At 66.7% G+C, this 21,934-nt stretch carries 22 protein-coding genes; 12 read left to right on the top strand and 10 right to left on the bottom strand.

Going from position 1 to position 21,934, the window contains the following annotated elements; genetic code table 11:
* Positions 1-104: 104 nt before the first annotated feature.
* Genes AC5RW2_RS18880 through AC5RW2_RS18865 form a run of 4 tightly spaced genes read left to right on the top strand, consistent with a single transcriptional unit; the run spans position 105 to position 3,889 of the window.
* Positions 105-1,184: a LacI family DNA-binding transcriptional regulator gene (locus AC5RW2_RS18880; RefSeq protein ID WP_493951767.1), complete on the top strand. Its 1,080-nt coding sequence runs from the start codon at positions 105-107 to the stop codon at positions 1,182-1,184.
* Between the two features lie 24 nt (positions 1,185-1,208).
* Positions 1,209-2,057 carry an alpha/beta hydrolase gene (locus tag AC5RW2_RS18875; protein WP_493963591.1) on the top strand — a complete coding sequence of 283 codons (849 nt, stop codon included), beginning with the start codon at positions 1,209-1,211 and terminating at the stop codon, positions 2,055-2,057.
* Between the two features lie 41 nt (positions 2,058-2,098).
* Positions 2,099-3,013 (top strand): carbohydrate kinase family protein, encoded by a 915-nt coding sequence (locus AC5RW2_RS18870; RefSeq protein ID WP_493951769.1) that lies wholly within the window; start codon positions 2,099-2,101, stop codon positions 3,011-3,013.
* A 39-nt stretch (positions 3,014-3,052) separates the two neighbouring features.
* Positions 3,053-3,889 (top strand): HAD family hydrolase, encoded by an 837-nt coding sequence (locus AC5RW2_RS18865; RefSeq protein ID WP_493951770.1) that lies wholly within the window; start codon positions 3,053-3,055, stop codon positions 3,887-3,889.
* Positions 3,890-3,928: 39 nt separating this feature from the next.
* On the opposite strand, the gene AC5RW2_RS18860 is transcribed toward AC5RW2_RS18865, so the two are convergent.
* Entirely contained in the window at positions 3,929-4,612 is a 684-nt protein-coding gene (locus tag AC5RW2_RS18860) for a hypothetical protein (protein WP_493963590.1), read from the bottom strand.
* 48 nt (positions 4,613-4,660) lie between these two features.
* Between AC5RW2_RS18860 and AC5RW2_RS18855 the strand changes: the two genes are divergently transcribed.
* The 3 genes from AC5RW2_RS18855 to AC5RW2_RS18845 are packed head-to-tail and all read left to right on the top strand — an operon-like array spanning position 4,661 to position 7,119.
* A complete protein-coding gene (locus tag AC5RW2_RS18855) occupies positions 4,661-5,479 on the top strand; it encodes a glycerophosphodiester phosphodiesterase family protein (protein WP_493963589.1) in 819 nt (272 codons plus the stop codon).
* The gene (locus AC5RW2_RS18850; RefSeq protein ID WP_493963588.1) at positions 5,476-6,597 is read left to right on the top strand and encodes a glycerate kinase; all 1,122 of its coding nucleotides are present in this window, start codon (positions 5,476-5,478) and stop codon (positions 6,595-6,597) included. The genes AC5RW2_RS18855 and AC5RW2_RS18850 overlap by 4 nt, the downstream gene beginning before the upstream one ends.
* Positions 6,598-6,624: 27 nt before the next feature.
* Positions 6,625-7,119, top strand: a complete 495-nt coding sequence (locus AC5RW2_RS18845; RefSeq protein WP_493963587.1) for a hypothetical protein — start codon at positions 6,625-6,627, stop codon at positions 7,117-7,119.
* Here the strand turns inward: AC5RW2_RS18845 and AC5RW2_RS18840 are convergent, their stop codons facing one another.
* The 4 genes from AC5RW2_RS18840 to AC5RW2_RS18825 all read right to left on the bottom strand — a co-directional run bounded on the left by AC5RW2_RS18840 (position 7,120) and on the right by AC5RW2_RS18825 (position 11,177).
* Positions 7,120-8,766: a SulP family inorganic anion transporter gene (locus AC5RW2_RS18840; RefSeq protein ID WP_493963586.1), complete on the bottom strand. Its 1,647-nt coding sequence runs from the start codon at positions 8,764-8,766 to the stop codon at positions 7,120-7,122. It lies immediately after the preceding gene.
* Positions 8,763-9,167: an ArsR/SmtB family transcription factor gene (locus tag AC5RW2_RS18835; RefSeq protein ID WP_493963585.1), complete on the bottom strand. Its 405-nt coding sequence runs from the start codon at positions 9,165-9,167 to the stop codon at positions 8,763-8,765. Before AC5RW2_RS18835 ends, AC5RW2_RS18840 begins: the two co-directional genes overlap by 4 nt.
* Before the next feature lie 173 nt (positions 9,168-9,340).
* Complete coding sequence (locus AC5RW2_RS18830) at positions 9,341-10,516, bottom strand: cytochrome P450 (protein ID WP_493963584.1); 1,176 nt, start codon at positions 10,514-10,516, stop codon at positions 9,341-9,343.
* Between the two features lie 187 nt (positions 10,517-10,703).
* Complete coding sequence (locus AC5RW2_RS18825) at positions 10,704-11,177, bottom strand: HtaA domain-containing protein (protein WP_493963583.1); 474 nt, start codon at positions 11,175-11,177, stop codon at positions 10,704-10,706.
* 219 nt (positions 11,178-11,396) lie between these two features.
* On the opposite strand from AC5RW2_RS18825, the gene AC5RW2_RS18820 reads away from it, so the two are divergent.
* The 3 genes from AC5RW2_RS18820 to AC5RW2_RS18810 are packed head-to-tail and all read left to right on the top strand — an operon-like array spanning position 11,397 to position 14,121.
* Complete coding sequence (locus tag AC5RW2_RS18820) at positions 11,397-11,585, top strand: ferredoxin (protein WP_127513154.1); 189 nt, start codon at positions 11,397-11,399, stop codon at positions 11,583-11,585.
* Positions 11,582-13,123 carry a sugar ABC transporter ATP-binding protein gene (locus AC5RW2_RS18815; protein WP_494074337.1) on the top strand — a complete coding sequence of 514 codons (1,542 nt, stop codon included), beginning with the start codon at positions 11,582-11,584 and terminating at the stop codon, positions 13,121-13,123. Before AC5RW2_RS18820 ends, AC5RW2_RS18815 begins: the two co-directional genes overlap by 4 nt.
* The gene (locus AC5RW2_RS18810; RefSeq protein WP_493963581.1) at positions 13,120-14,121 is read left to right on the top strand and encodes an ABC transporter permease; all 1,002 of its coding nucleotides are present in this window, start codon (positions 13,120-13,122) and stop codon (positions 14,119-14,121) included. Before AC5RW2_RS18815 ends, AC5RW2_RS18810 begins: the two co-directional genes overlap by 4 nt.
* 357 nt (positions 14,122-14,478) lie before the next feature.
* On the opposite strand, the gene AC5RW2_RS18805 is transcribed toward AC5RW2_RS18810, so the two are convergent.
* Both AC5RW2_RS18805 and AC5RW2_RS18800 read right to left on the bottom strand, forming a co-directional pair.
* On the bottom strand, positions 14,479-15,651 hold the full coding sequence (locus AC5RW2_RS18805; RefSeq protein WP_493963580.1) for a sugar ABC transporter substrate-binding protein: 1,173 nt from the start codon (positions 15,649-15,651) through the stop codon (positions 14,479-14,481).
* Between the two features lie 53 nt (positions 15,652-15,704).
* Positions 15,705-16,886 carry a cytochrome P450 gene (locus AC5RW2_RS18800; protein ID WP_493963579.1) on the bottom strand — a complete coding sequence of 394 codons (1,182 nt, stop codon included), beginning with the start codon at positions 16,884-16,886 and terminating at the stop codon, positions 15,705-15,707.
* 352 nt (positions 16,887-17,238) lie between these two features.
* Here AC5RW2_RS18800 and AC5RW2_RS18795 point away from each other — a divergent pair, with 352 nt between their 5' ends.
* The gene (locus tag AC5RW2_RS18795; protein WP_493963578.1) at positions 17,239-17,415 is read left to right on the top strand and encodes a hypothetical protein; all 177 of its coding nucleotides are present in this window, start codon (positions 17,239-17,241) and stop codon (positions 17,413-17,415) included.
* 405 nt (positions 17,416-17,820) lie between these two features.
* Here the strand turns inward: AC5RW2_RS18795 and AC5RW2_RS18790 are convergent, their stop codons facing one another.
* The 3 genes from AC5RW2_RS18790 to pgm all read right to left on the bottom strand — a co-directional run bounded on the left by AC5RW2_RS18790 (position 17,821) and on the right by pgm (position 21,294).
* Entirely contained in the window at positions 17,821-18,030 is a 210-nt protein-coding gene (locus AC5RW2_RS18790; RefSeq protein WP_493963577.1) for a dodecin, read from the bottom strand.
* A 165-nt stretch (positions 18,031-18,195) separates the two neighbouring features.
* Positions 18,196-19,521 (bottom strand): uracil-xanthine permease family protein, encoded by a 1,326-nt coding sequence (locus tag AC5RW2_RS18785; protein ID WP_493963576.1) that lies wholly within the window; start codon positions 19,519-19,521, stop codon positions 18,196-18,198.
* A 126-nt stretch (positions 19,522-19,647) separates the two neighbouring features.
* Positions 19,648-21,294 (bottom strand): phosphoglucomutase (alpha-D-glucose-1,6-bisphosphate-dependent), encoded by a 1,647-nt coding sequence (pgm, locus tag AC5RW2_RS18780; RefSeq protein WP_493963575.1) that lies wholly within the window; start codon positions 21,292-21,294, stop codon positions 19,648-19,650.
* Positions 21,295-21,447: 153 nt separating this feature from the next.
* Here pgm and AC5RW2_RS18775 point away from each other — a divergent pair, with 153 nt between their 5' ends.
* Positions 21,448-21,891, top strand: a complete 444-nt coding sequence (locus AC5RW2_RS18775; RefSeq protein WP_493963574.1) for a DUF4190 domain-containing protein — start codon at positions 21,448-21,450, stop codon at positions 21,889-21,891.
* Positions 21,892-21,934 lie beyond the last annotated feature (43 nt).

The raw sequence follows: 21,934 nt of genomic DNA, 5'->3' as shown, positions 1-21,934 counted from the left end.
CACCGAACCCCTATCATTCTGCGGCTCAATCGTTAGTCTTTACCCAGAGGAACTTCAGGGGGAAGTTTCCGGGGGATGTTTCTTGGGGAAGAAGGCCGTACCTCATGGGGAGTTCATTTAAGCCTACTATTCGCGACGTTGCCGAGCGGGCGGGAGTCTCGCTGGCAACGGTTTCCTATGTCTTATCCGGCCGCCATGGGGGCTCTACGCGGATCAGCGAGCCGACCAAGGCGAGGGTGGTGGAGGCCGCCAAGTCGCTGGGCTACGTGCCAAACCATGCGGCACGCGGCATGCGGCGCGGGCGCACGGACACGGTGGCCGTGGTGGTGGAAAACCTGGATTCGGCCTGGGACCGGCAGTTGGCAGAGGTGGCCAACCGCGTGCTGCCGGAACACGGCTACCGGGTGGTGGTCCTCCTGGGGCAGGAGGCCTGGCGGAACTTCATGCTCTCCGGCGGCGCGGACGGCGCCATTCTGGGGTTCAGCACCGAAACGCCGGAGGAAGACCACACCCTGCGCGATCTCGCGGACCGCGGAGTGGCCCAGGTAGTGGTGTCGCAGTTCCAGCAGCCGGACGGCTTCGACGTGATCGCGGTTGACGCCGAAGCGGGCATCGCCCAGGCGGCGGCATACCTGGCTGCCCGGCACAGCCGCATCGCAGTGCTGCACCGCGGCGGACCCGCCCCTGGCCCGCGGGGCACCCGGCTGGGGCTGTTCCGGCAGGCGATGGCCGACCTCGGGGTCGAGCTGGACGAGAACCTGATCCGGGCCACGCACGGGTCCTGGCGTGAGTCGTACGAGGCGACCGGCGAGCTTCTGAAGCTGGCCGATCCGCCCACGGCATTCTTCACCACCGCAGACCTGGAGGCACTGTGCGTTTCCGGTTCCGCCACCGCGGCCGAACTCCGGATCCCGGACGATGTGGAAATCATCGGGGTGGAGACCTCGGACCTGGGGCACCATTCCGACCCGCCGTTGAGTTCGGTGGGCCCGGATCCGCTGGTGGGCACCGTGGTGGACCTACTGATCGACCGGCTGGAGGGGCGTGCCCCGACCAGCGGACGCTTGGTGCCTGCGCCGTGGAAGCTGCACCACCGAGGGACCACTGTGGCTGGCGCTCCCGGTGAAACTGCCGCGCACGGCGCGGACGAGCCCGCGGACAGCGTTTCCGACGGGGTCCCCTAGCCGAGCCGCCGCTAAAGTGCAGGGATGGAGTGCACGCGGCACAGCTACGGCCCAGATCCCAGTCAGTACGCCGAACTCTACCTGCCTGACCGGCGCCGGCACGAGGCCCTCGTCGTCCTGATCCACGGCGGATACTGGCGAGCCGTCTACGGGGCCGAGCTGGCCCGGCCGCTGGCAGCGGACCTGGCCGGACGCGGCTGGATTTGCTGGAACCTTGAGTATCGCCGGGCAGGCAACGGCGGCGGCTGGCCTGAAACGTTCGACGACGTTGCCTCCGGCGTCGACCAACTCGCCATCTCTGCGCAACGGCTGGGATTCGCGGCCGACCACGTGGTGGGGCTCGGCCATTCGGCGGGAGGCCAGCTGGCCGTATGGGCCGCCGGCCGGGGCCGGTTGCCGTCGGAGACCGCCGGACTGCGGGTGCCAGGGGTGGATCCGCGGGTTCAGTTCGACGCCGTGCTCAGCCAGTCCGGCGTGCTGGACCTGGCGCGTGCCCATGAGTTGCGCCTGAGCAGCGGGGCGGTGGAGAACCTGCTGGGCCGCCCCCGGGTCAGGGCGACTGCGGAAGCGGGGCCATCACAGGCGGTGGGCGGCCAAGCCACCGGAGCGGAAGACACCGGTGCGGACGCGCGTGACCCGTACCGGCTGGCCGACCCGATGCGGAACCTGCCGCTGCCGGTCCCGGTCTACGCCTTCCACGCGGACCAGGATGCGGACGTGCCGCGGGAGCTGTCCGAACGCTATGTCACCGCCGCCCAGGCGGCCGGCGGCGAGGCGGAACTGATCCCCGTTCCGGGAGACCACTTCGACCTGATCGACCCGGCCTCGGAGGCCTTCGCCCGGATCCGGCAGGTGCTGGAGCGGCTGGGCTGAGAGCCGTGCCGCAACCGGCACCGCTCTGCTACCTTGGCAGTGTGCTGACGGTCATAGGCGAGGCGCTGGTGGACGTGGTCCGGTCCGACACCCGGCCGCCGCGCGTGCATGTCGGCGGAAGTCCGATGAATGTGGCAGTCGGGCTGGCGCGGCTGGGCCACGCCGTCCAGTTCGTCGGCCGGTACGGCAAGGACCAGCACGGGGACTTGGTGCACAGCCATCTGCGCCGCAACTCCGTGCTGGTGCCGCTGGACCCGGACGCGTCGCCCACCAGCAAAGCCACCGCCACCCTGGATCCCACCGGAGCCGCCCGCTACTCGTTCGACCTGCTCTGGGAACTGCCGGAGCTTGACCAGGTCAGGCCCCGCCTGCTCGACGAAACGGTCTGGCTGCACACCGGCTCGATCGCCACCATGCTGGAGCCCGGTGCGCACACGGTGTTCAGGACCGTGCAGCGGGCGCACCCCCGGGCGCTGGTCAGTTACGACCCGAACTGCCGGCCCACGCTGATCACCGACCGGGATTTTGCCCGCCGGCAGGCCGAAAAGTTTATGGTGTTGGCCGACGTGGTGAAGGCATCTGACGAGGACCTGCGGTGGCTGTACCCGGACCGTACGGTCGAGGAGACGGCACGGGATTGGCTGAAGCAGGGGCCGGCCGCAGTAGTGGTCACGCACGGGGCCAGAGGCAGCTGGGGAGTGGTCCGGGCCGGATCCGCCGAGGTCGCCGCTCCGGCGGTGTCCGTGGTGGACAGTGTAGGAGCCGGTGACGCGTATATGTCAGGGCTGCTCGATGCGCTGCTGGAGGCAGGATTTTCCGGTTCGGCGCGGCGGGAAAGGCTGCGGGCCATGACCGCCTCCACGCTGGAAAGCCTGATGGCCCACGCTGCCCGGTCTGCCGCGGTCACGGTGTCAAGGGCCGGGGCGAACCCGCCGCATCGGGCCGAGTTGGGCTAGCGCGGCGTCCGGCGGCAGGTTCATCCCTAGACTGGTGCAATGCGCCTTATTGCCAGCGACTTGGACGGAACCATCATCGGCCGGGACGGGAAGATCAGCCCCCGCACCGTCCGTGCATTCCGCAGTGCCGCGGCCGCCGGGGTCGAAATCGTCTTTGTCACCGGCCGGCCGCCGCGTTGGCTCACCCCGCTGGCTGAGCAGATCGGCCACCGCGGCAGGGTGATCTGCTCCAATGGCGCCGTGGTCTATGACCTGGTGTCCGGCCAGGTTCTCTCGGCGCAGGCGCTGCCGTACCAGAACATCCTCGAGGTGCGCCAAATCATCCTGCACCTGCATCCGTCCGTGACCTTCGCGGCGGAAACCACCGAGGGCTTTCAACTTGAACCGGGCTTTATCCAACCCGGCTCGGTCGAGCTGCTGGACGGCATCGTGCCCAAACTGCTGCCGGACAGTCTGCGCCGCACCGATGCTGTGGTGAAACTGCTGGCCCGCGGCACGGACCTCGATCCGGACGACTTCCTCGCAGAGGTTGGTCCGGCAGTGGGCCATCTGGCGGCGGTGACGCATTCGGCGCCGGGCAACCCGCTGCTGGAAATGGCGCGGCCGGGGCTCAACAAGGCGGTCACCCTGGCCGAGTACGCGGAGTCGCTGGGCATCGACGCCCAGGACGTGGTGGCCTTCGGCGACATGCCGAACGACATCGAGATGCTGCAGTGGGCTGGGGCGGGCTACGCCATGGCCTCCGGACATCGGAGGGCACTGGAAGCGGCCCCGTTCCGCGCCCCGGCTTTCAATGACGACGGCGTCGCCCAGGTGATCGAGGAACGCTTGGCCGGCCGAGAGCAAACGCCGCGCGGACCGTTGGCTACCGCCTGAGCCGACCCATGCTGAGCCGACCACCGCCTGTTTCGGGGCTCAGGAGCCGCGGCCCGCTCCGGTTGCCGCGGCTTGCGGCCGGGCTTGGCGACCTTCGGAGAGATACCGGCGGGCAAACCAGCTGGGGCCCACGGTCCGTTGCCTCGCGGACAAGTCCACGTCGGCGAAAATCAACTCTTCGAACAGGCCGGCTTCGGCGGAGACACCTGTGCCCGGCGCAGCAATGAAGCTGCGGCCCGGACCGTTCCACGCCACGGCCGGTGCAGGTTTGCCGCGGCGAGCCAGCGCCCGGAACCAGCCGTCCCGGCCCGCGCTCCCGCCGGGCAGTACCAGCAGTTGGGCGCCCTCATCGGAAATCGTTCGGCGGGGCGCGTGGGCCGCGCCCGACACGGCCGCACCGGCGTCGTCCTCGGTCGCCAGGCAGATCAGCCGCCCGGTCAGCGGCACCACCGCGGCAGAGTCAGTGCAGGCCTGGAGCTCGCCGGCGGCGTCCAGCAGCCAGAGTTCGGTTCCAGCGCCGGTTCCGGTGCCTGTGCCGGCCACAGCGGCAACTCCGTGTCGCGCAGCTAGCCTGCCCAGCTCGCGCCGGAAGTGCGGCGGGAATCCGGCGGGGAGCACCAGCAGCTGGGCGCCCAAACCGGCCGCCTGTTCCAACCAGCGCTGACAGCGCACCGCTGCGCCATCGCCGTGCAGCCCGGCGGCCTGCACAAGGGCAATGCGCATGGGTTCCTCCTGGTCGGCATCGGTGGGCGGGCCGGTAGAGTACCGGATGTGAGCAGTACCAGCCCGTACCTCAATCCTACGTTTCCCGGTTCCGGGCGGAACCGTCCGCTGGCCCTGTCCCACCGTGGCTTTTCCTTGGCCGGACAGGAGAACTCGATGGCTGCCTTCCGCGCCGCCGTCGAATTGGGCTACCGCTACCTGGAAACCGACGTCCGGGCCACCCGGGACGGCGTGCTGATGGCGTTCCATGATCCGACGCTGGAACGCACCACCGACGGCCGCGGCGAACTGGCCGCACACACGGCCGGACAGCTGGCGCAGGTGCGGATCTCAGGGGAGCCGATCCCCACGTTCGAGGAGCTGCTGACCGCGTGGCCGGATGTATGCCTCAACGTGGATGTCAAGGACATGGCTGCGGCGGACGAGCTGGCCCGGCTGATCGAAGCCTACCGGGCGCATGACCGCGTGCTGGTGACCTCGTTCTCGGACCGCCGCCGCTTCCGGGTCTTACGGGGGCTCAGCCGCCCGGTCGCGGGCTCCGGCGGTGTATATGCCACCGCAGGAATTTATCTTCTGGGCTACGTCGGTTTGGCCAAGATGCTGGCTCGGCTGCTTCGGGTGCATGTCGTGCAGGTGCCCGTAAAGTACGGCCGGTTTACGGTGCTCACACAGGGATTTGTACGGCGCTGCCACCGCGCCGGCCTCCCAGTGCACGTATGGACCATCAACGACCGCGCCGAGATGCTGCGGCTGCTGGCCCTCGGTGTGGACGGATTGGTCTCCGACCGTGCCGACATTCTGGCCGAGGTCATGGCCGAACGCGGCGGCTGGCCGCAGCGGGATTCAATGCAGAGGGAGTCACCATGAAGGTTTTGATTGCACCGGACAAGTTCAAGGGAACGCTCTCGGCCGCCGAAGCTGCCAGCGCGATGGCCGACGGGGTGCTGCGGGTCTATCCGGATGCCCACGTCCAGCTGCTACCGATGGCCGACGGCGGCGAAGGCACCTTGGAGACCGCTCTCGCCGCCGGTGCGGTGGAGCACAAGGACCGCGTGGTCGGGCCGTTGGACCGTGAAGTGACGGCGTCCTGGGCGATGCTGGAACGGCCGGATCGCAAGACCGCCGTGATCGAGACGGCGCGCGCCTCCGGGTTGCTGCTGACCGAACCCAGCGTGCAGTCGGCCCTGGCGGCCCATTCCTATGGCAGCGGCCAGTTGATCGAGGCGGCGCTGAACGCCGGCGCCACCGAAATCGTGCTGGGCGTTGGCGGCTCGGCTATGACCGATGGCGGGTCCGGCGCGCTGCGCGCCCTCGGGCTGAGCATTTACAACGACGGCGGGGCCGAAGTCCTGCTCGGCGGTGCGGCCCTGGCAACGGCCGAGCTGCTGGATGCCACCGGTCTGGACCCGCGCTTGGCGGAGGCGTCCATCCGGATAGCGGCCGACGTGTCGAACCCCCTCTACGGCCCGGACGGCGCCGCGCACGTCTTCGCTGAACAGAAGGGAGCCGATGCGGTTTCGCGCCGGCTGCTCGACGAGGCATTGCAGCGCTGGGCGCAGCTGCTGCTGCAGGCAACCGGCCGCGATGTGAACGTGGCCGGCGCCGGGGCGGCTGGTGGATTCCCGTCCGGATTCATCGCGCTGGCCGACGCCGGCGTGGAGCGGGGTTTCGAGGTCGTCGCAGACCTGGTGGGGCTGGACGCCGCCCTGGCCGATGCGGACCTTGTGCTGACCGGTGAGGGTTCCTTGGACCGGCAATCGGAGTTTGGCAAGGTGCCGTTGGCGGTGGCCGGACGCGCACACGAACGGGGAGTCGCCGCCGTCGTCGTTGCCGGTCAAATCAGCTTGTCGCCCGACCAGCTGGCCGAACACGGCGTGCACGCGGCCGCCAGCTTGGTCGAGGCGGCCCGCAGCGAGGAGCAGGCGATGGCCCACGCCGCGCGCTATGTCGCGTTGGCCACGCAGCACGCCCTCGAAGGGGCCTAAGCCCGGGGCCAGACCTATCATGAGGGCATGAGCAGTACCTTTGTCCCGTCCTCCGCAGCTGTCCGTGAACGCTTCCTTCCGTCCCTGGTACTCTGGCTGGCCCTTCCGATGGCGGTGCTGGTGCCGCTCTGGGTGGTGGCCGGGCGGATGCTGTTCGGGATCGGCGGGCAGATGGTGCTGTGGCTGGGCATCAGCCTGGGGCCGGTGCTGTTGGTACTGCTATTGCTCACCGGCATGAAGCTGGCCGAGGCGGCCCGCCGGGGTGTGCAGCTTCCGGTCCGGGCCGTCGTGGCGCCGGCACTCGCCTGGCTGTCTGCGATCGCCTTTGGATTCACTGTCCCGGACTTCGGCGGCGGTGCCGGAGACGGCACGTCCATCATGTCGCTGTTGGCCGGTCCATCCGCCCTCGGGATGTCTACCGCATTGTGCAATCCGTGCGGCATCATCGCCATGGCTCTGACCATCGCAGCCACGGTGTTCGCCTTCCGCGCCGCGGCCGATGGCAGGCCGGAGACGGCCTAGCTAGAGCTGTTGCGCCTCGCGGTTGCGCCGGACATGGCTGCGGGCATGCTCCACCGCAGCGTCCAGCTCCCCGAACAGGTGCTTGTGGTGCCGCAGCGACTCCAGGACGCCCACCCGGCGGGCCAACTGCAGGTGCCGATCCTGGATCCCCTTGATGAGCACGGTGATGCCCCGGCGCTCCAGCTCCGTGACCAGGTCGGCAATGACCTTCGCCCCGGTGGCGTCGAGGATCTGCAGCTGGGACATCCGAATGATCACCACCTGCACGTTGCGGATAGCGCTGGCGCGTTCCAATACGCGGTCCGCCACACCGAAGAAGAGGGCGCCGTCCAGCCGGAACACGGCGATCTGTTCGTCGCCGTCCTGGGCCGGGCCGGGGATTTCCTCCCGGTGCACGCCGCTGGAATTGACCAGTGAGCGGAGCGCGAAGAACGCCGCTACGACGATTCCGATGACCACAGCCTGGATCAGGTCGAAGGACACGGTGATGATCGCGGTGACAATGAAGACGGTGGAGTCGGCGCGGGTGGAGCCCAGCACGCTGCGCAAGGTGCTGAGCGAGACCATCCGGAAGGCGGTCACCATCAGGACCCCGGACAGTGCGGCCAGCGGGATCTGGGAGACCGGCCCGGTGGCAAAATAGACCACCGCCAGCAACACCAGCGAATGCACGACGGCGGAGGCACGGGTGCGTGCGCCGGCCCGGAGGTTGACGGCTGTGCGGGCGATGGCTCCGGTGGCCGGCATGCCGCCGAAGAAGCCGGAGGCCAGCGAGGCCAGGCCCTGCCCCACCAGCTCCCGGTCCGCGTCGTAGGGCCCGGTGTCGGAGATGGACGCCGCCACTCTGGCTGAGAGCAGAGATTCGATGGCAGCCAGTGCCGCGATGGTCACGGCTGGTCCGGCCAGCGCGGCAACCACGGCCACATCGATGTCCGGCAGGGACGGGGCCGGCAGCGCACTGGGCAGGGCGCCGATCCTGGCGACATCCAGCCCGGCCAGCTGGGCCACCAGGGTGGCGACGATGATGCCGATGATGGATCCGGGCAGTTGCGGATGAATTTTTGGTGCCCCCAGCATGATGGCAGCCACGATCAGCACGAGGACCACGGGCCAGAACATGTCGGCCAGGGACGCGGTGCCCAGGGCTTGGACTGCGGAGACTGCCGCGTTCGTGCTCGGGCCCGGCGCGGTCCCGAATGCAGCCGGTACCTGCTGCAGAAAAATGATGACGGCGATGCCCAGCGTGAAGCCCTCGATCACCGGCCACGGGATAAAACTGACCGCGCGGCCCAGCTTCAGCACTCCGGCGACGAGCACCAAGAGCCCGGCCATCAAGGTCACCACGGCCAGCGAGGCTAGGCCATGGCTGGCGATGACCGGCGCCAGCACAACCACCATGGCTCCGGTAGGACCGGACACCTGGATGTTGGAGCCGCCGAAAACAGCGGCGACAATGCCGGCAATGATGGCGGTGATCAGACCGGAGGCAGCGCCCGCGCCTGAACTAACGCCGAAGGCCAGGGCCAGCGGCAGGGCAACGATGCCGACGGTAATCCCGGCCATGAGGTCGTTTTTCCACGTGCGCGGAAGCTGGGTGTAATCGGCGGCGCCGGGCAGCAGCGCAGCGGCTCCCTTCAAGGCCTTCACCGTAACGACGCCTCTTCGGCGGCGGCTCCTGCCGTCGACGGGGAAGCCTCGCCGGCCGGCGGGCTGAAGCCGGCGAGCTGCTGCGTGGCGGTGTGCAGGAGCTGCTGCAGCAGGCTGCGTGCAACGGTCAGCAGGTCGGCCACTTGCGGATAGGCCAAGCGGTAGAAGACCTGCACGCCGCGCCGCTGTGCCAGCACCAGGTTGTGCCGCCGCAGCACCGCCAGATGCTGGGACAGATTCGACGCTTCCTGGTTCGTGCCGTGCATCAGTTCCGTCACGGTCACTTCAGGGGAATCCGCGAGCAGTTCCAGCACCCGGATCCTTACCGGGTGCGAAAGTCCTTTGAACAGATTCGCTTTGACTTCATACAACGGGGCATCGGCGGCGGGAAAACGGTCCACAAGGTTCCTTCAGGAGTTCACTACTTTAGGATTCCATCATATAACCTTTCCCCCAGAGGCCCGGCGGGCAAAGAGACGCCCGCACCCTGGCCGGCTGCAATGCCTGACTGAGGGTGCGGGCGTGACCATGTGCGTGGAGATGTTCGCGAAGGATCAGATGCGGCCGGGACGGCTCAGGCGGGAACCACCTCAAGCACGGGCAGGCTGTCCAGACCGCGGCTGGAGTTGTTGATCTTCCGCACGCCCTCGCCGACAGTGAACGACTTGACCCGGCGGCGGAGTGCGTCCAGCACAGCGTAGGCCTCGAGCCGGGCCAAGCCCTGTCCGGCACAGCCGTGGATCCCGTAGCCGAAAGACAGGTGGTCAATTGGGTTGCGTTCCACCCGGAAGGTGTCGGGGTCCTCGTAATGGCGGGGGTCCCGGTTGCCGGCGTAGAAGAGGAGGGCAACCTGGGAGCCAGCCGGGATGATGGTGCCGTCGACGTCGACGTCCCGCGTGGTGCCGCGGCCTTGGGCGTGCATCAGCGCCTCATAGCGGAGCGTTTCGTTGAAAGCAGCCGGAATGAGCGAGGCGTCCTGCCGGAGCAGTTCATATTGGTCGGGGTTAGCGCCGAAGGCTGCGATGGCGTTGCCGATCGAGGCGATGGTCGTATCCAGGCCGGCTGCCACGTATTGGTGCACGATCTTGCCGCAGTTCGCAGCGGGAATCTCGCCGCGGTGCCCGGCGTCGAAAATGGCCCGGCCCATGCTGCCCTCAACGAGTTCCTCGCGCTGAAGCGTGGTGGCCCAGTGGAACAGTTCCCCGGCCAGCGGGAAGTTCTGTGCGGTACGTTCGTTCATCGGACCGAGCACATTGAAGGCCGCAGCCCCCCAGTCAAGGATCTTGTTGCGGACGTCGCCCTGCACACCAATGAGGTCCAGCACTACCTGAAGCGGCAGTTCGCGGGCGAGGTCGCTAATGGCGTCGAACGAGCCCCGTTCCACCACGCCGGCCACCAGATCATCGGCCTTCTGGTCGATGCTGGCCTTCAGCTTGCGCAGTGCGCGGGGGGTGAGGTTCTCTGTGAGGGCGCTCCGCAGAGCCTCGTGCTTTGGCGGATCCGTGGCCAAGCTGGTGCCGACCAAGGCGCCGTTCATGTCCGGATTGAACGCCACCGCCGTCGACGAGAAGGCCTCCCAGTTGCCGAGGGCTTCACGGATCTCCTGGTATCGGGTCAATACCCACACGTCGTTCTTTTCCAGCCGGACGGCTGCTGCCTGTTCGCGGAGTTCCGTGAAGGCCGGGTGGGGATCGAGCAATACTTCGTCGGACCAAAGGTCGATGTCGGACGTCTGCTGCACTGCAACCATTCCGTGGCACCTCGCATCTGTAAGGGCCGCAGGCAGCGGCACGCGCTTCTGCGGGGTTCGGGCATTGGGCCGTGGGCCGGACGGAGTCAGCTGACTCCATGTGTCCGGCACCACTATGGCTATCCAACGGTGTCAGCTCGCATAAGACAAATGAATGTTTTGAATTGGACGCATGCGGGGCGTGCATTCACAGCGGTCGGGAATTGGGTGGTGTGAGGTTCAGTCGCAACGGGCTCAGTGTCGTTCCTGCTGGGTACTGCCCGCCGAGCAGGAAGGCGCCTTCGCCGGTGAGAGCCGCCGAGAAATCGGCTGCGGCTGCCACTGTTTCAGGTTGGCGGGTCAGGCGGGCGATGGCCACGAACCGGTCCTGCCTGACGCCCCCGCGTTCGCGGACAAGCAGGACTGCGCCAGCATCATCGAAGTCCAGGCGGGGGTCCCGGAACTCGACGTCGAGCATGCCCCAGTGGCCGGTCAACCGGACGGAGCCGGCGAATGCCATGCTGCAGCCCGGTTCGGTCGTGGCTCCGGTATCCCGCAGGGGAAACCAGAAACCCTCCGGACGCCTGGCTGCGGGTTCGGTGACCTCGATATTGCCGTCGTCGAGGGACTCGATGTAGGCCGTCAGGCTCGTCTTGATCGGCCAGAGTATTCCTGCATCCATCGCTGCTCCCTGCGGTAGTCGTGCCTGAACCCGTTTCAAGCACGTGGTGGATGTTGACGATACAAGAACACCTCAGAGGTCGTTTCCAAGTCGTCTCCGCAGCATGGCTTTACTCTGTGAGTTTTCACACGACAGTGTGTATTCTGAGTGTAAGCAGGATCACACAGCCGTCTGGCTGCGGTGGAACGGTGCGGCAGCGCGGCCGCGAGGAGGCTCAAGATGAAGATCGTTGTTGACTGGCCCCGGTGCGAGGGGCATGGGCTGTGTGAAGAGGCAGCCCCTCAGCTGATGCACCTCGATGACGAGGGGGAACTGGTCGTAGACGTTGAAGACGTTGACGCTGCAAACCTCGAAGCAGCTAAGGCTGCCGTCCGAGTTTGCCCCGTGGCAGCCCTCCGGCTCGCATGACGACGGGCGGGCTACCAGCACGACTCGAAGTGCGCGGGTTGTCGAAAACGTTCGCGGGAGTAACCGTCCTCAACGACGCCCATCTGGTCATCGAGCCGGGAGAGGTGCACGCGCTCGTTGGCCAGAACGGTTCCGGAAAATCGACGCTCATCAAGCTCATCAGCGGCGTCTACCGCGCAGACCCAGGCGGGGAAGTTTTTGTCGACGGTCACCGCATCGGCACTCCGGTTAACCCCGGTGGGCTGCATGAGGAAGGCCTTGCCTTTGTGCATCAGGACCTTGGCCTAGTGAACGACCTCAGCGTGAGTGAGAACGTCCGCGTTGGGCGGCATGCGACCCGGCCGTTCACGGGTTGGATCGATAAGGCCCGGGATACTCAGGCAGTACAGGAAGCCTTCGACTTCCTAGGCGTCCAGATAGATCCGCATGCTAAGGTCGCCACGCTCAAGCCGAGCCAACGCGTCGCCGTCGCCGTTGCACGTGCGCTCCAAGAGCGCACACCTGGCAGCGGCGTAGTTGTCTTCGACGAGTCGTCCCGCGCCATTCCGCACGAGGCACTAGACGACTTCTACGGAATGATCCGGCTGCTCGCAGACCAAGGTACCGCCGTGCTGATCGTCAGCCACGACCTCAGGGAAGTGCTGCGGATCGCCGACCGGGTCTCGGCTCTGCGCAACGGCAACGTGGTGGAGATGGGCGTGCCAACGGCTGAACTCGACGAGGCAGCGCTCACCCGCCTGGTTTTGGGCCACAATGGCGAGCTTGACGATTACGCGAGTTCGATGTCCGCCACAGTCGGTGACGGCGGTGTTGAATTGCGAAACATCAGCGGCGGACGTATCCGGGACGTGAGCGCCCAGGTAAGGCGCGGCGAGGTGGTCGGCTTCACTGGCACTGTCGACTCCGGTCTGTCCAGCCTGGCCCCCCTGATCGGTGGTGCCATCCGCGGCCAGGGGCAGGCAGTGGTCGATGGAAAGACGCTCGATCTGGGTTCATCTTCCCCGTCGACTGCCTTGCGCGCGGGCATCGCCTACATCCCGCAGGACCGTCACGGTGAGGGCCTCGCGACCGAGCTCACCGTCGAGGAGAACGTGACCATCCCGCATCTCAAGATGAAGGGGAGTCCCTGGTGGTCGGGTGGACGGTGGCAGCGGTCCGAAACAAACGCTGTTCTTGCCGGCTTCGACGTGCGCCCTCATGATCCGCGCGCAGTGGTTGCCACCCTCAGCGGCGGCAACCAGCAAAAGGTACTGATGGGCAAGTGGCTGCTGGGCGGACCAAGCCTTCTAGTACTGGATGACCCGACGCAGGCGGTAGACGTTGGCGCGCGCGGCTCGGTGTTGCGTGCCACCAGGCAAGCGGCCGTCGACGGCGCCGCCGTCGTCCTGTGCAGCAGCGAACCGGACGACCTGGTGTCCGTGTGCGACCGCGTCCTTGTACTGAACGAGGGGGAAATGGCCGTGGAGTTGGTTCGCCCGTTTACAGCTAAAGACATTCTCGCCGCAGTATTCGGCGCTAACGATGGAGGACTCGAGTGAGTGCCACAACGACTACGCCAGTCCAAGCCCGACCGGAACCCGCCCGGCTCCGCAGGTTCTGGGCCATTGTGCTGCAGCGCTACAGCCTGGTGTTGCTCTGGCTGCTGATGATCATCGTGCTCATCATCGCGGTGCCCGGCGACGTCAGCGTCGTGAGTGCGCTGCGGGCGGTCCTAGGACAGCAAACACCCCTGATCTTTTTGGGCCTGGCCGTCGTCATCACCATGGCGGTGGGCGAGTTCGACTTGTCCTTCGCGGGGATCTTCGGAATCGCGGCAGTCACCGTCCCCGCCCTGGTGGTGCTGTACGGCTGGCCGTATCCGCTCGCGGCCTTGGCCGCCCTCGTCGTCGCTTTGGCCTTCGGGGCCATCAATGCCGGGCTGATTGTCGGTGTGGGAATCAACTCCGTCGTGGTGACCCTCGGCGTCTCCAGCGTGGCCGGCGGACTCGCGTTCCTTTTGTCGGGGGAGACGACGGTCAGCGGGATGGACCCGGCACTGTCGGGCCTGGCGCTGGGCCGGTTCCTCGGCCTCCCCTTGGTGTTCTGGTACGGCCTGGTGCTGGCGGTGGCGGTCACCTATGTGATGAGCGCGACACCGCTGGGCCGACACATGTTGTTCGTTGGCGCCAACCGCTCGGTGGCCCGGCTCGCGGGTGTGTCCGTCTCCCGGGTCCGCACCGGAGCCTATCTGTCCTCCGCATTGCTCTGTGGTTTTGCGGGTGTGGTCATTTCCACCGGCCTTGGCGGCTTCAATCCCGGCACAGCGACGACGATGCTGATGCCCACGTTTGCGGCCGTCTTCTTGGGTACTGTCGCGGTTGTTCCTGGTCGGTTCAATCCGCTGGGTACGTTGATTGCTGCGTACTTCCTGCTCACCGGTGTGTTCGGCCTGCAGTTGCTCCGGCTCACCGGCTGGGTCACCGAAGTCTTCTTCGGTGTTGCCCTAGTCGCAGCCGTCACCATTTCGTTCCTCCTGCAGCGCAGGGTCCGCGGCTGACTCCTCTCGTAGACGCGGAAGCCGCGGCCTGCCCGGTAGGGGCAGGCCGCGGCATTTAAGGGTCCTGCTGCCCGGGTCATCCTGCGAAACGCCGGACCGGCTGCGGGATGCCCGGACCGCCTGTGGGACACCGGACCGGCCGTGGGCCGCTAACTGTGCGGGCAGCGGACTGAGAAGGGCCGCCAACCTTGTCGCTCGCGACGGAGCCGGGGCGCGTCCATGGCAGCTCGGCCCGCGTTGCTTCGAAGATAACGCGAAAATGGCGGGTGCCCCGCAGCACTTTCGTACCTGCAGGACACCCGCCATCAGTCGGGCGGTGTTAGTCGGAACTGCGACAACCGCCGCCCATCGGATTGGTCAGTCCAGTCCCCAGAGCTTGGTGAAGCCCTCGCGGAAGGAAGCGTCGCCGTACCATTCGCCCGAGGCTTCGGCCTCCGGCGTCAGTGTCAGCTCCTTGGTGGCTTCCTGATTGAACAACATGCGGTAGGGGAACTTCAGGTTCTGCACGCTGGGCTGGCCGCTCATCATCCGCAGCGTTTGGTCAGCGGAATACCATCCCAACGCCTGCAGGTTGGTGCCCACTTCAGCGTTCATGAAGCGGCCGTCCGCCAGCAGCTGCATGACTGCGAGCGAACCCTCCATGCTGATCACCTTGATGTCATCCGGGCTGATGCCTGCCGACTGCAGACCCTGCTGGATCGGCTGCACCAGGCTGTCCGCCAAGGCATGGATATGGGTGATGCCGGGATTGGCCACCAAGGCGCTGCTGATCTGGCTCGGCAGCTTGTCCATCTGCCCGGTGTTGATCTCCTGGAAAGTCACCTTGCAGTCGGCGCACTTCTCCTTGTAGGTCGCGAGTGCACCCTGCTCCATCCACAGCTTGGTCGCCGGGGTGTCGGACAGGCCTACCGCAAGGACATCCGCCTTGGCGTTGGAGTCGGCAATGACCCAGTTGGCCATCCAGGCCTGCATTTCGATGTTGTCCGGCGACAGGTAGCCTACCTGCTTCGGGTCGCCCGGCCCGGCCGGAGCAACCTGGGTGTACAGCAGGGGGATGCCTGCCTTGGTGACCGAGTCAAACGCCACGCTGGCGAGTTCGTAGGGAACGGATCCGGAAATCACGGCCCCAGCGTCAGCTTGGACGGCCTGGTCGATGCACGTAGCGATGGACTGGGGGTTGGCCTTGCCATCGCACACTTGGAGGGACACGCCGGCCTCCCCGAGTGCCTCCTCCAGCGCGTCGGCGATGACGGTGAACATGGGCACCGACAAGGTTGCAGCGACGTAGTAGACCGTCTTGCCCGACAGGTCGCTGGTGTTTTCGAGCGCAGGTCCGGGGGCGGTGAACTCCCCCACGGGCTGCGAAATGGTGTCGACGATCTCTTGGGCTGCCTGTGCCGCGGGTGAAAGTTCTTCGGCCGGACCGGACGCGGCCGGTGCCGCATCCGAACCGGCGCCGCAAGCTGCGAGCGAGACCGCGGCCGTAGCCACGACCAGCCCGCGCAGCAGGTTGGTGATTCGTTTCTTCATGGTTTTCATTCCCTCTTTTCTTTTCTCCCCAAGGGGATGACTGGACGGCGCACTCATGAAATCAAGTGCGCCTGAAGCGGCAGATGCGCCAGGCCGTTGATCAGTGGGTGTTCACGCTGCTCGGGGGTGCCAGTGAGCTCGAACCTATCGACGCGCCGCAGCAACGAGGCGATGACGCTTTGCGCTTCCATTCGCGCCACGGCCTGGCCGACGCACCCGTGCACGCCATAGCCGAACGACAGATGGTCGACGGGGTTGCGCGATATGTCGAAGACGTCGGGATCGGCAAAATGCCGCTCATCCCGGTTGGCACTCTGGAAGTGGAGGAACACACGCGAGCCTGCCGGGATGGAGGCCTGGCCGACCTGCACGTCGCGCGTAGTGAGCCTGAAGAATCCCCGCACGGGTGACCACATCCGCAAGGTCTCCTCGAACAGGGGAGCACTTAAGGATGGATCCGCTTTCAGGGCATCCCAGAGGCGCGGCTCTTCGGCCATGACGCGGAGCAGGGCGCCCAGGGCGTTGGCGGTCGTGTCCAGGCCGGCAACCAACAAAGCATTCAGTTGAAGCTGCGCACTGTGCTCGGTGAGGACACCCGCATCGACTGCGTCAAGAACTGCCGCACCCCAGCTGCCCGGCCGGAGGCTCGAGCGGTTTGATATCGACGCGATCCAGTCAAGGAACGAGAAGACGGTCGGCATGTCGGCTTCCAGACGGGCATCGGCCGGGCCAAAAGTACGGTTAACCGCGTCCGAGCCTGCGAACAAGTGGTCCCGGGGCTGGTCCGGAATCCCGATCAGGTCGCCGACAATGCGGGCGGGAATGGCCCGGGCCAAATCCACCACACCGTCGAAAGCGCCTCGGCCGACCACTTCTTCGGTGATGGCATCTATTTCGCTGGCAATCCGGTGGCGCAACTTGGCAATGGCGCGCGGGGACGTTTGCGAAGCCAGCACCCCGCGGATCACGTCGTGCTCTGGCGGGTCGGTGGCAATGATCGCCCCGCGGATGGCGTCATTGGACGCGTCCAACAGGGCCACGCCCTCCGCCGAAGAGTAAGTTTTCCAATCGATGGCCGCCGCCCGTACTTCTTCGTAGCGCGTGAGCACCCAGAAGCCGTGCTCTTCAACGTATACCGCAGGACCCGTGGCCCGCAGCTCCCGCAAGAGCGACGGATCGCCCGTTGGGTCGAAGATGTCGATGCCTGTTGGTGGTGCGCCGGATGCGCTCGGCATGTCCGTCCTCCTCGACGATGCGGCTCGTCGCGAATCCGGCTGCGCCCTCGCGTGGAGCGTGAGATCCGTGGTGCGAGGGGCGGCGGGATGCCGCAACGTCGCGACAAAAGGTTCCCTGGTCTGGTTCGCCGGGCGGGGGGCCGCCAGCGGTTGGACGACAGCGTGGCACACAGGTGACTACATAGTCAACAGAATGGACATAATGTTGTGCGACTTTTCCGCGCGTCCGGGGCCTCGGCTTGGCTCCCGCTTACGTCGGCAGTCCGCGTGACGTCAGGAACGCGACCAAGTCAGACCCCGAGATGCACAAAATTTTGCGTTCCGTGCTTCCGCCAAGACGTCTCGCGCGCCATTGCTGCGCTTCGGGAGGAGGATCTTCGCCCAGGCCGACCAGCTCGTCGGCGAGGTGGTCGAAAAGGGCACTTTCGACGCGGTCACCGAGATCGCCCAGCAGTTTCCGGCCAGCGTCGTCGCGGACTTGATAGGCCTCCCCGAGGCACAATCGATCACCAAGACGGCGTCTGGCTGACGAACGGCTATCTGGTTGCGGGTAGGGACACCAGCGTCAACGCGCAGTCGAGGCTGCTCGCCCACTTCGCCGAGCGCCCTGACGTCTGGATGACCTCTAGCGGCATCCGGAACTCAATTCCAGCGGGTTTGAGGAATTTATCCGGCTCGAGTCACCGATTCAGGGCTTCTTCCGTGTAACCACCGACGACGTCGACTATGACGTCGTCATCCCCTCCGGCTCATGGCCCGCGTCGAGACCTTCGAGCCGGCGGGAGAATTTGTGCGGCGCGTCCATCCCATCATCCGTGGGTACGAAAGCGTTCCGGTGACGGTGCACCCCCGCCGGCCATGGGACAGCCGGCGCCGCAACGAAAGAGCGGGATCTTACACGGTGGCAGCCGGAAGCCCTTGTCGAGGCCCGCGGTTAGCTTTCGTGCCGGAAGCCGAGCTTGATGGTCACCTGCCAGTCAGCGACCTTGCCCTCGTTGAGGTGGCCGCGGACGGATTTCACCTCGAACCAGTCGAGATTTCGCAACGTCTTGGATGCTTCGGCTATGGCGTTGGAGACGGCGGCGTCGATCCCATCCGGCGACGTTCCGACAATCTCCGTGACGTTGTAAACGTGGTTGGCCATGCTTCCTCCTTGCGGACGTATCCGGGGCTGATACCCCGAGGATGCCTGCAACGCTAGCGGTGGGCCACCCCGCGGTCTAGGTCCAAAGGATGCGGGGGCATGTCAGCGCCAGGAGTTGGCCGCGCGGCATGGCCGAAGGTGTCCGCCGAGCAGGGACCCGGGCGGTCAGCCGAGCTTGGACGGTTTGACACCCTCGTCTTCGGCAGCGTCCACCGGTTCGGTGCCCCGCCAACGGGCCACCGCGCTCATGCCGTGGAAGATGATCAGTGCGGCCGCGGTGCCCAGCGCAATCCCTTCGAACGTCAGTTCGCCAACCGTCCAGGTGAAGTTGGCAATGCCGACCACCAGTGAAACGCCGGCCACTGCCAGGTTGATCGGGTTGGCGAAGTTCACCCGGTTCTGAACCCAGATCCGCACGCCGAGGATTCCGATCATGCCGTAGAGCACCACGCCGGCACCGCCCAGGACCCCGACCGGAACCGTGGCGATCGCGGCGCCGAACTTCGGGAGCAGGCTGAGCAGGATGGCGACGATGCCGGCCACCCAGTAAGCGGCGGTGGAGTAGACCTTGGAGGCTGCCATCACGCCGATGTTTTCGGCGTAGGTGGTGGTGCCGGAGCCGCCGCCGCTGCCAGCCAGCACGGTGGCCAGGCCGTCGGCCATCAGTGCGCGGCCGGTCACCGGGTCAAGATCCTGTCCGGTCATCGCCGATACCGACTTCACATGGCCGATGTTCTCTGCCACCAGCACCAGCACCACGGGAACGAACAGGCCGATCACGGAGATATGGAACTCCGGGGCGTGGAAATCAGGCAGCCCTAACCAGTCGGCGTGGCTGATGGCCGAAAAGTCTACTTCCCCCCGCAGGACGGCCACCACATAACCGACCAGCACGCCGATCAGGATGGACAGCCGCCCGAGCAGTCCGCGGAACAACACGGTCACCAGCAGGATCGCCACCACCGTGATCAGTGCGGTCACGGGTGCTTCGTCGAAGTTTCGCTTGGCCGTTGGCGCCAGATTGAGGCCGATCAGCGCCACGATGGCACCGGTCACTACCGGCGGCATCACTACGTGGATCCAATGCGTGCCGGCCCTGTGCACGATGAGGCCGACCAGGAAGAGCACGGCGCCGGCCATGATCAGGCCGCCGAGCGCTCCGCCCATGCCGTGCTGGTTCATCGCCGCGCTGATCGGGGCAATGAACGCAAAGCTGGAGCCCAGGTAGCTGGGGACCCTCCCCGCCGTGATGATCAGGAACAGCAGGGTGCCCACACCGGAGAAGAGCAAGGTGGTGGACGGCGGGAAGCCGGTCAACAGCGGGACCAGGAAGGTGGCGCCGAACATTGCGACCACGTGCTGGGCGCCGATCCCGATGGTGCGCGGCCAGGTCAGCCGCTCCTGCGGCCCCACCACTGTGCCCGCGGAAATGTTCTTGCCGTCGCCGTGCAACGTCCAGCGGAACGGGGATGACTTCACGGGCGTGCTCATGGTGGGCCTCTTAAGAGTCGGGGGAGTCAGTGGAAATATCCGCAGGACATCCTACCGCTCCAGCAGCCGCGCCGCGCCGCCGTGACGAGTCAAAGACGCGGCAACTCCGTGACCCTGCAAGCGCCCTCAGGCGATGACGGCGTCCACAATCGCTTTGGCCTCGGCCTGCACCTGCACCAGATGGTCCGGCCCGCGGAAGGATTCGGCATAGATCTTGTACACGTCCTCCGTGCCGGAGGGCCGCGCCGCGAACCAGGCGTTTTCGGTGGTGACCTTGAGCCCGCCGATGGCGGCGCCGTTGCCCGGCGCTTCGGTCAGCTTGGCGGTGATCGGCTCGCCGGCCAGCTCCGTCGCGGCCACGTCGGACGCGGAGAGTTTGGCCAGCGCGGCCTTCTGCTCCCGGGTCGCGGCGGCGTCGATGCGCGCGTACGACGGCGACCCGAACTTCGCGGTCAGCCCGCCGTAGAGTTCGGACGGCGATTTACCCGTGACTGCGGCGATCTCGGAAGCCAGCAGTGCGAGCAGGATGCCGTCCTTGTCCGTGGACCACGGCTTGCCGTCGAAGCGGACAAAAGAGGCCCCGGCAGATTCCTCGCCGCCGAAGACGCCCTCGCCGGAGAGCAGCCCCGGCACAAACCATTTGAAGCCCACTGGCACCTCAACCAGCCGCCGGCCCAGGCCGGCCGCCACCCGGTCGATCATTGAGGAGGACACCAGCGTCTTGCCCACCGCTGCCCCCGCCGGCCAATCCGGCCGGTGTGTGTAGAGGTAGTCGATGGCCACGGCAAGGTAGTGGTTCGGGTTCATCAGCCCGGCGTCAGGGGTGACAATCCCGTGCCGGTCCGCATCGGCGTCGTTCCCGGTGGCAACGTCAAAGGCGGCGCCGCCGCCGCGCACCGCGTTGATCAGCGAGGCCATGGCCGACGGCGACGAGCAGTCCATCCGGATCTTCTCGTCCCAGTCCAGCGTCATGAACGCCCACTGCGGGTCTACCGTCGGGTTGACGACGGTCAGGTCCAGCCGGTGCCGCTCGGCGATGGCGCCCCAGTAATCCACCGAAGCACCGCCCATCGGGTCCGCGCCGATCCGCACGCCGGCGGCGCGAATGGCGTCCAGATCCAGCACCTGCGGCAGATCGTCCACGTACGCGCCCAGGAAATCGTAGGTCCCCACCGCGCCGGAGAACTGCGCCTGCCCCAGCGTCATCCGCTTCACCCCGCGCAGGCCTGCTTCCAGCAGCTCATTGGCGCGCGCGGCGATCCAGCCGGTGGCATCCGAGTCCGCGGGCCCGCCGTGCGGCGGGTTGTACTTGAAGCCACCGTCGCCGGGCGGATTATGCGAGGGTGTGATCACGATCCCGTCGCCCTGCGCGTCGGGATGGGCGGCGTTGTGGGTCAGGATGGCGTGGCTGATAGCCGGCGTCGGGGTCCAGCCGGTGCGGGAATCGACCAGTACCGTGACGCCGTTACCGGCCAATACCTCAAGGGCTGTGTCCTGGGCCGGATCAGAGAGCGAGTGCGGGTCCTTGCCGACGAACAGCGGGCCCGCGATCCCTTGGCCGGCGCGGTACTCCACTATCGCCTGGGTGATGGCGGCGATGTGGTCCTCGTTGAAGGAGGCCTTCAGGCTGGAACCGCGGTGCCCGGAGGTGCCGAAGGCCACGCGCTGGGCCGGGTCGGCCGGATCCGGCTTGATGTCGAAGTAGGCGTCCCGCAGCGCGGTCAGGTCTACAAGGTCGCTGGGGAGGGCCACGGTGCCCGCACGGTTTGCCATGAATCAAGCATGCCAAAAAACCCAAGGATCCGTAGCGCTTTCCGGCGGATCCGCCGCGATAGCCGCACATTCGGGGCCCCGCCTAGACTGGTAGGGCACCCGCACCGCGGCTGCGCGAAGCAGCAAAACTACAACCCAGGGGGAATCCAGAGCATGTCCGGCACGGAGAACAGGCCGCCTTTCAACGATCCGAAGCACCCGGGCTGGTACACGGATCCGAACGCCGGCCAGGCCCTGCCGCAGCCGCCGTCGCTGCCCGATGCGCCCCATCCGTACGCCTACCAGCCCGGCCCCGACGCCCAGCCGTATACCGGCCAGCAGCCATACGGCGGCCCTGACTACAACCAGCCGATGTACTACACGCCGCAGGCTCAGCCGAAGGGCCTGAGCATTGCGGCGCTGGTGCTGGGCATCGTCTCCGTGGTGACGTTCGGCGTCATGTTCGTCCCGCAGATCCTGGCCATCGTCTTTGGCCACATTGCCCTCGGCAAGGAACCGGCCGGCCGCAGCCTCGCGCTGGCCGGATTGATCATGGGTTATGCGGTGACCGGCATCTGGTGCCTGCTGCTCTTCATCGGCGTCCTCGGCAGCATATAGCCGCGAAATTCACCGAGAACGACGGCGATGCCCGGGTGAGGAG

The sequence above is a fragment of the Arthrobacter sp. B0316-1-20 genome, assembly GCF_059091865.1.
This window is presented reverse-complemented; position numbering and strand designations above follow the sequence as displayed.

What these genes read in the sequence shown, in the direction of transcription:
- AC5RW2_RS18880 (WP_493951767.1), top strand. Translation starts at nt 105, where the DNA reads ATGGGGAGTTCATTTAAGCCTACTATTCGCGACGTTGCCGAGCGGGCG.
- AC5RW2_RS18875 (WP_493963591.1), top strand. Translation starts at nt 1,209, where the DNA reads ATGGAGTGCACGCGGCACAGCTACGGCCCAGATCCCAGTCAGTACGCC.
- AC5RW2_RS18865 (WP_493951770.1), top strand. Translation starts at nt 3,053, where the DNA reads ATGCGCCTTATTGCCAGCGACTTGGACGGAACCATCATCGGCCGGGAC.
- AC5RW2_RS18860 (WP_493963590.1), bottom strand. Translation starts at nt 4,612, where the DNA reads ATGCGCATTGCCCTTGTGCAGGCCGCCGGGCTGCACGGCGATGGCGCA.
- AC5RW2_RS18850 (WP_493963588.1), top strand. Translation starts at nt 5,476, where the DNA reads ATGAAGGTTTTGATTGCACCGGACAAGTTCAAGGGAACGCTCTCGGCC.
- AC5RW2_RS18845 (WP_493963587.1), top strand. Translation starts at nt 6,625, where the DNA reads ATGAGCAGTACCTTTGTCCCGTCCTCCGCAGCTGTCCGTGAACGCTTC.
- AC5RW2_RS18830 (WP_493963584.1), bottom strand. Translation starts at nt 10,516, where the DNA reads ATGGTTGCAGTGCAGCAGACGTCCGACATCGACCTTTGGTCCGACGAA.
- AC5RW2_RS18825 (WP_493963583.1), bottom strand. Translation starts at nt 11,177, where the DNA reads ATGGATGCAGGAATACTCTGGCCGATCAAGACGAGCCTGACGGCCTAC.
- AC5RW2_RS18820 (WP_127513154.1), top strand. Translation starts at nt 11,397, where the DNA reads ATGAAGATCGTTGTTGACTGGCCCCGGTGCGAGGGGCATGGGCTGTGT.
- AC5RW2_RS18815 (WP_494074337.1), top strand. Translation starts at nt 11,582, where the DNA reads ATGACGACGGGCGGGCTACCAGCACGACTCGAAGTGCGCGGGTTGTCG.
- AC5RW2_RS18805 (WP_493963580.1), bottom strand. Translation starts at nt 15,651, where the DNA reads ATGAAGAAACGAATCACCAACCTGCTGCGCGGGCTGGTCGTGGCTACG.
- AC5RW2_RS18800 (WP_493963579.1), bottom strand. Translation starts at nt 16,886, where the DNA reads ATGCCGAGCGCATCCGGCGCACCACCAACAGGCATCGACATCTTCGAC.
- AC5RW2_RS18790 (WP_493963577.1), bottom strand. Translation starts at nt 18,030, where the DNA reads ATGGCCAACCACGTTTACAACGTCACGGAGATTGTCGGAACGTCGCCG.
- AC5RW2_RS18785 (WP_493963576.1), bottom strand. Translation starts at nt 19,521, where the DNA reads ATGAGCACGCCCGTGAAGTCATCCCCGTTCCGCTGGACGTTGCACGGC.
- pgm (WP_493963575.1), bottom strand. Translation starts at nt 21,294, where the DNA reads ATGGCAAACCGTGCGGGCACCGTGGCCCTCCCCAGCGACCTTGTAGAC.
- AC5RW2_RS18775 (WP_493963574.1), top strand. Translation starts at nt 21,448, where the DNA reads ATGTCCGGCACGGAGAACAGGCCGCCTTTCAACGATCCGAAGCACCCG.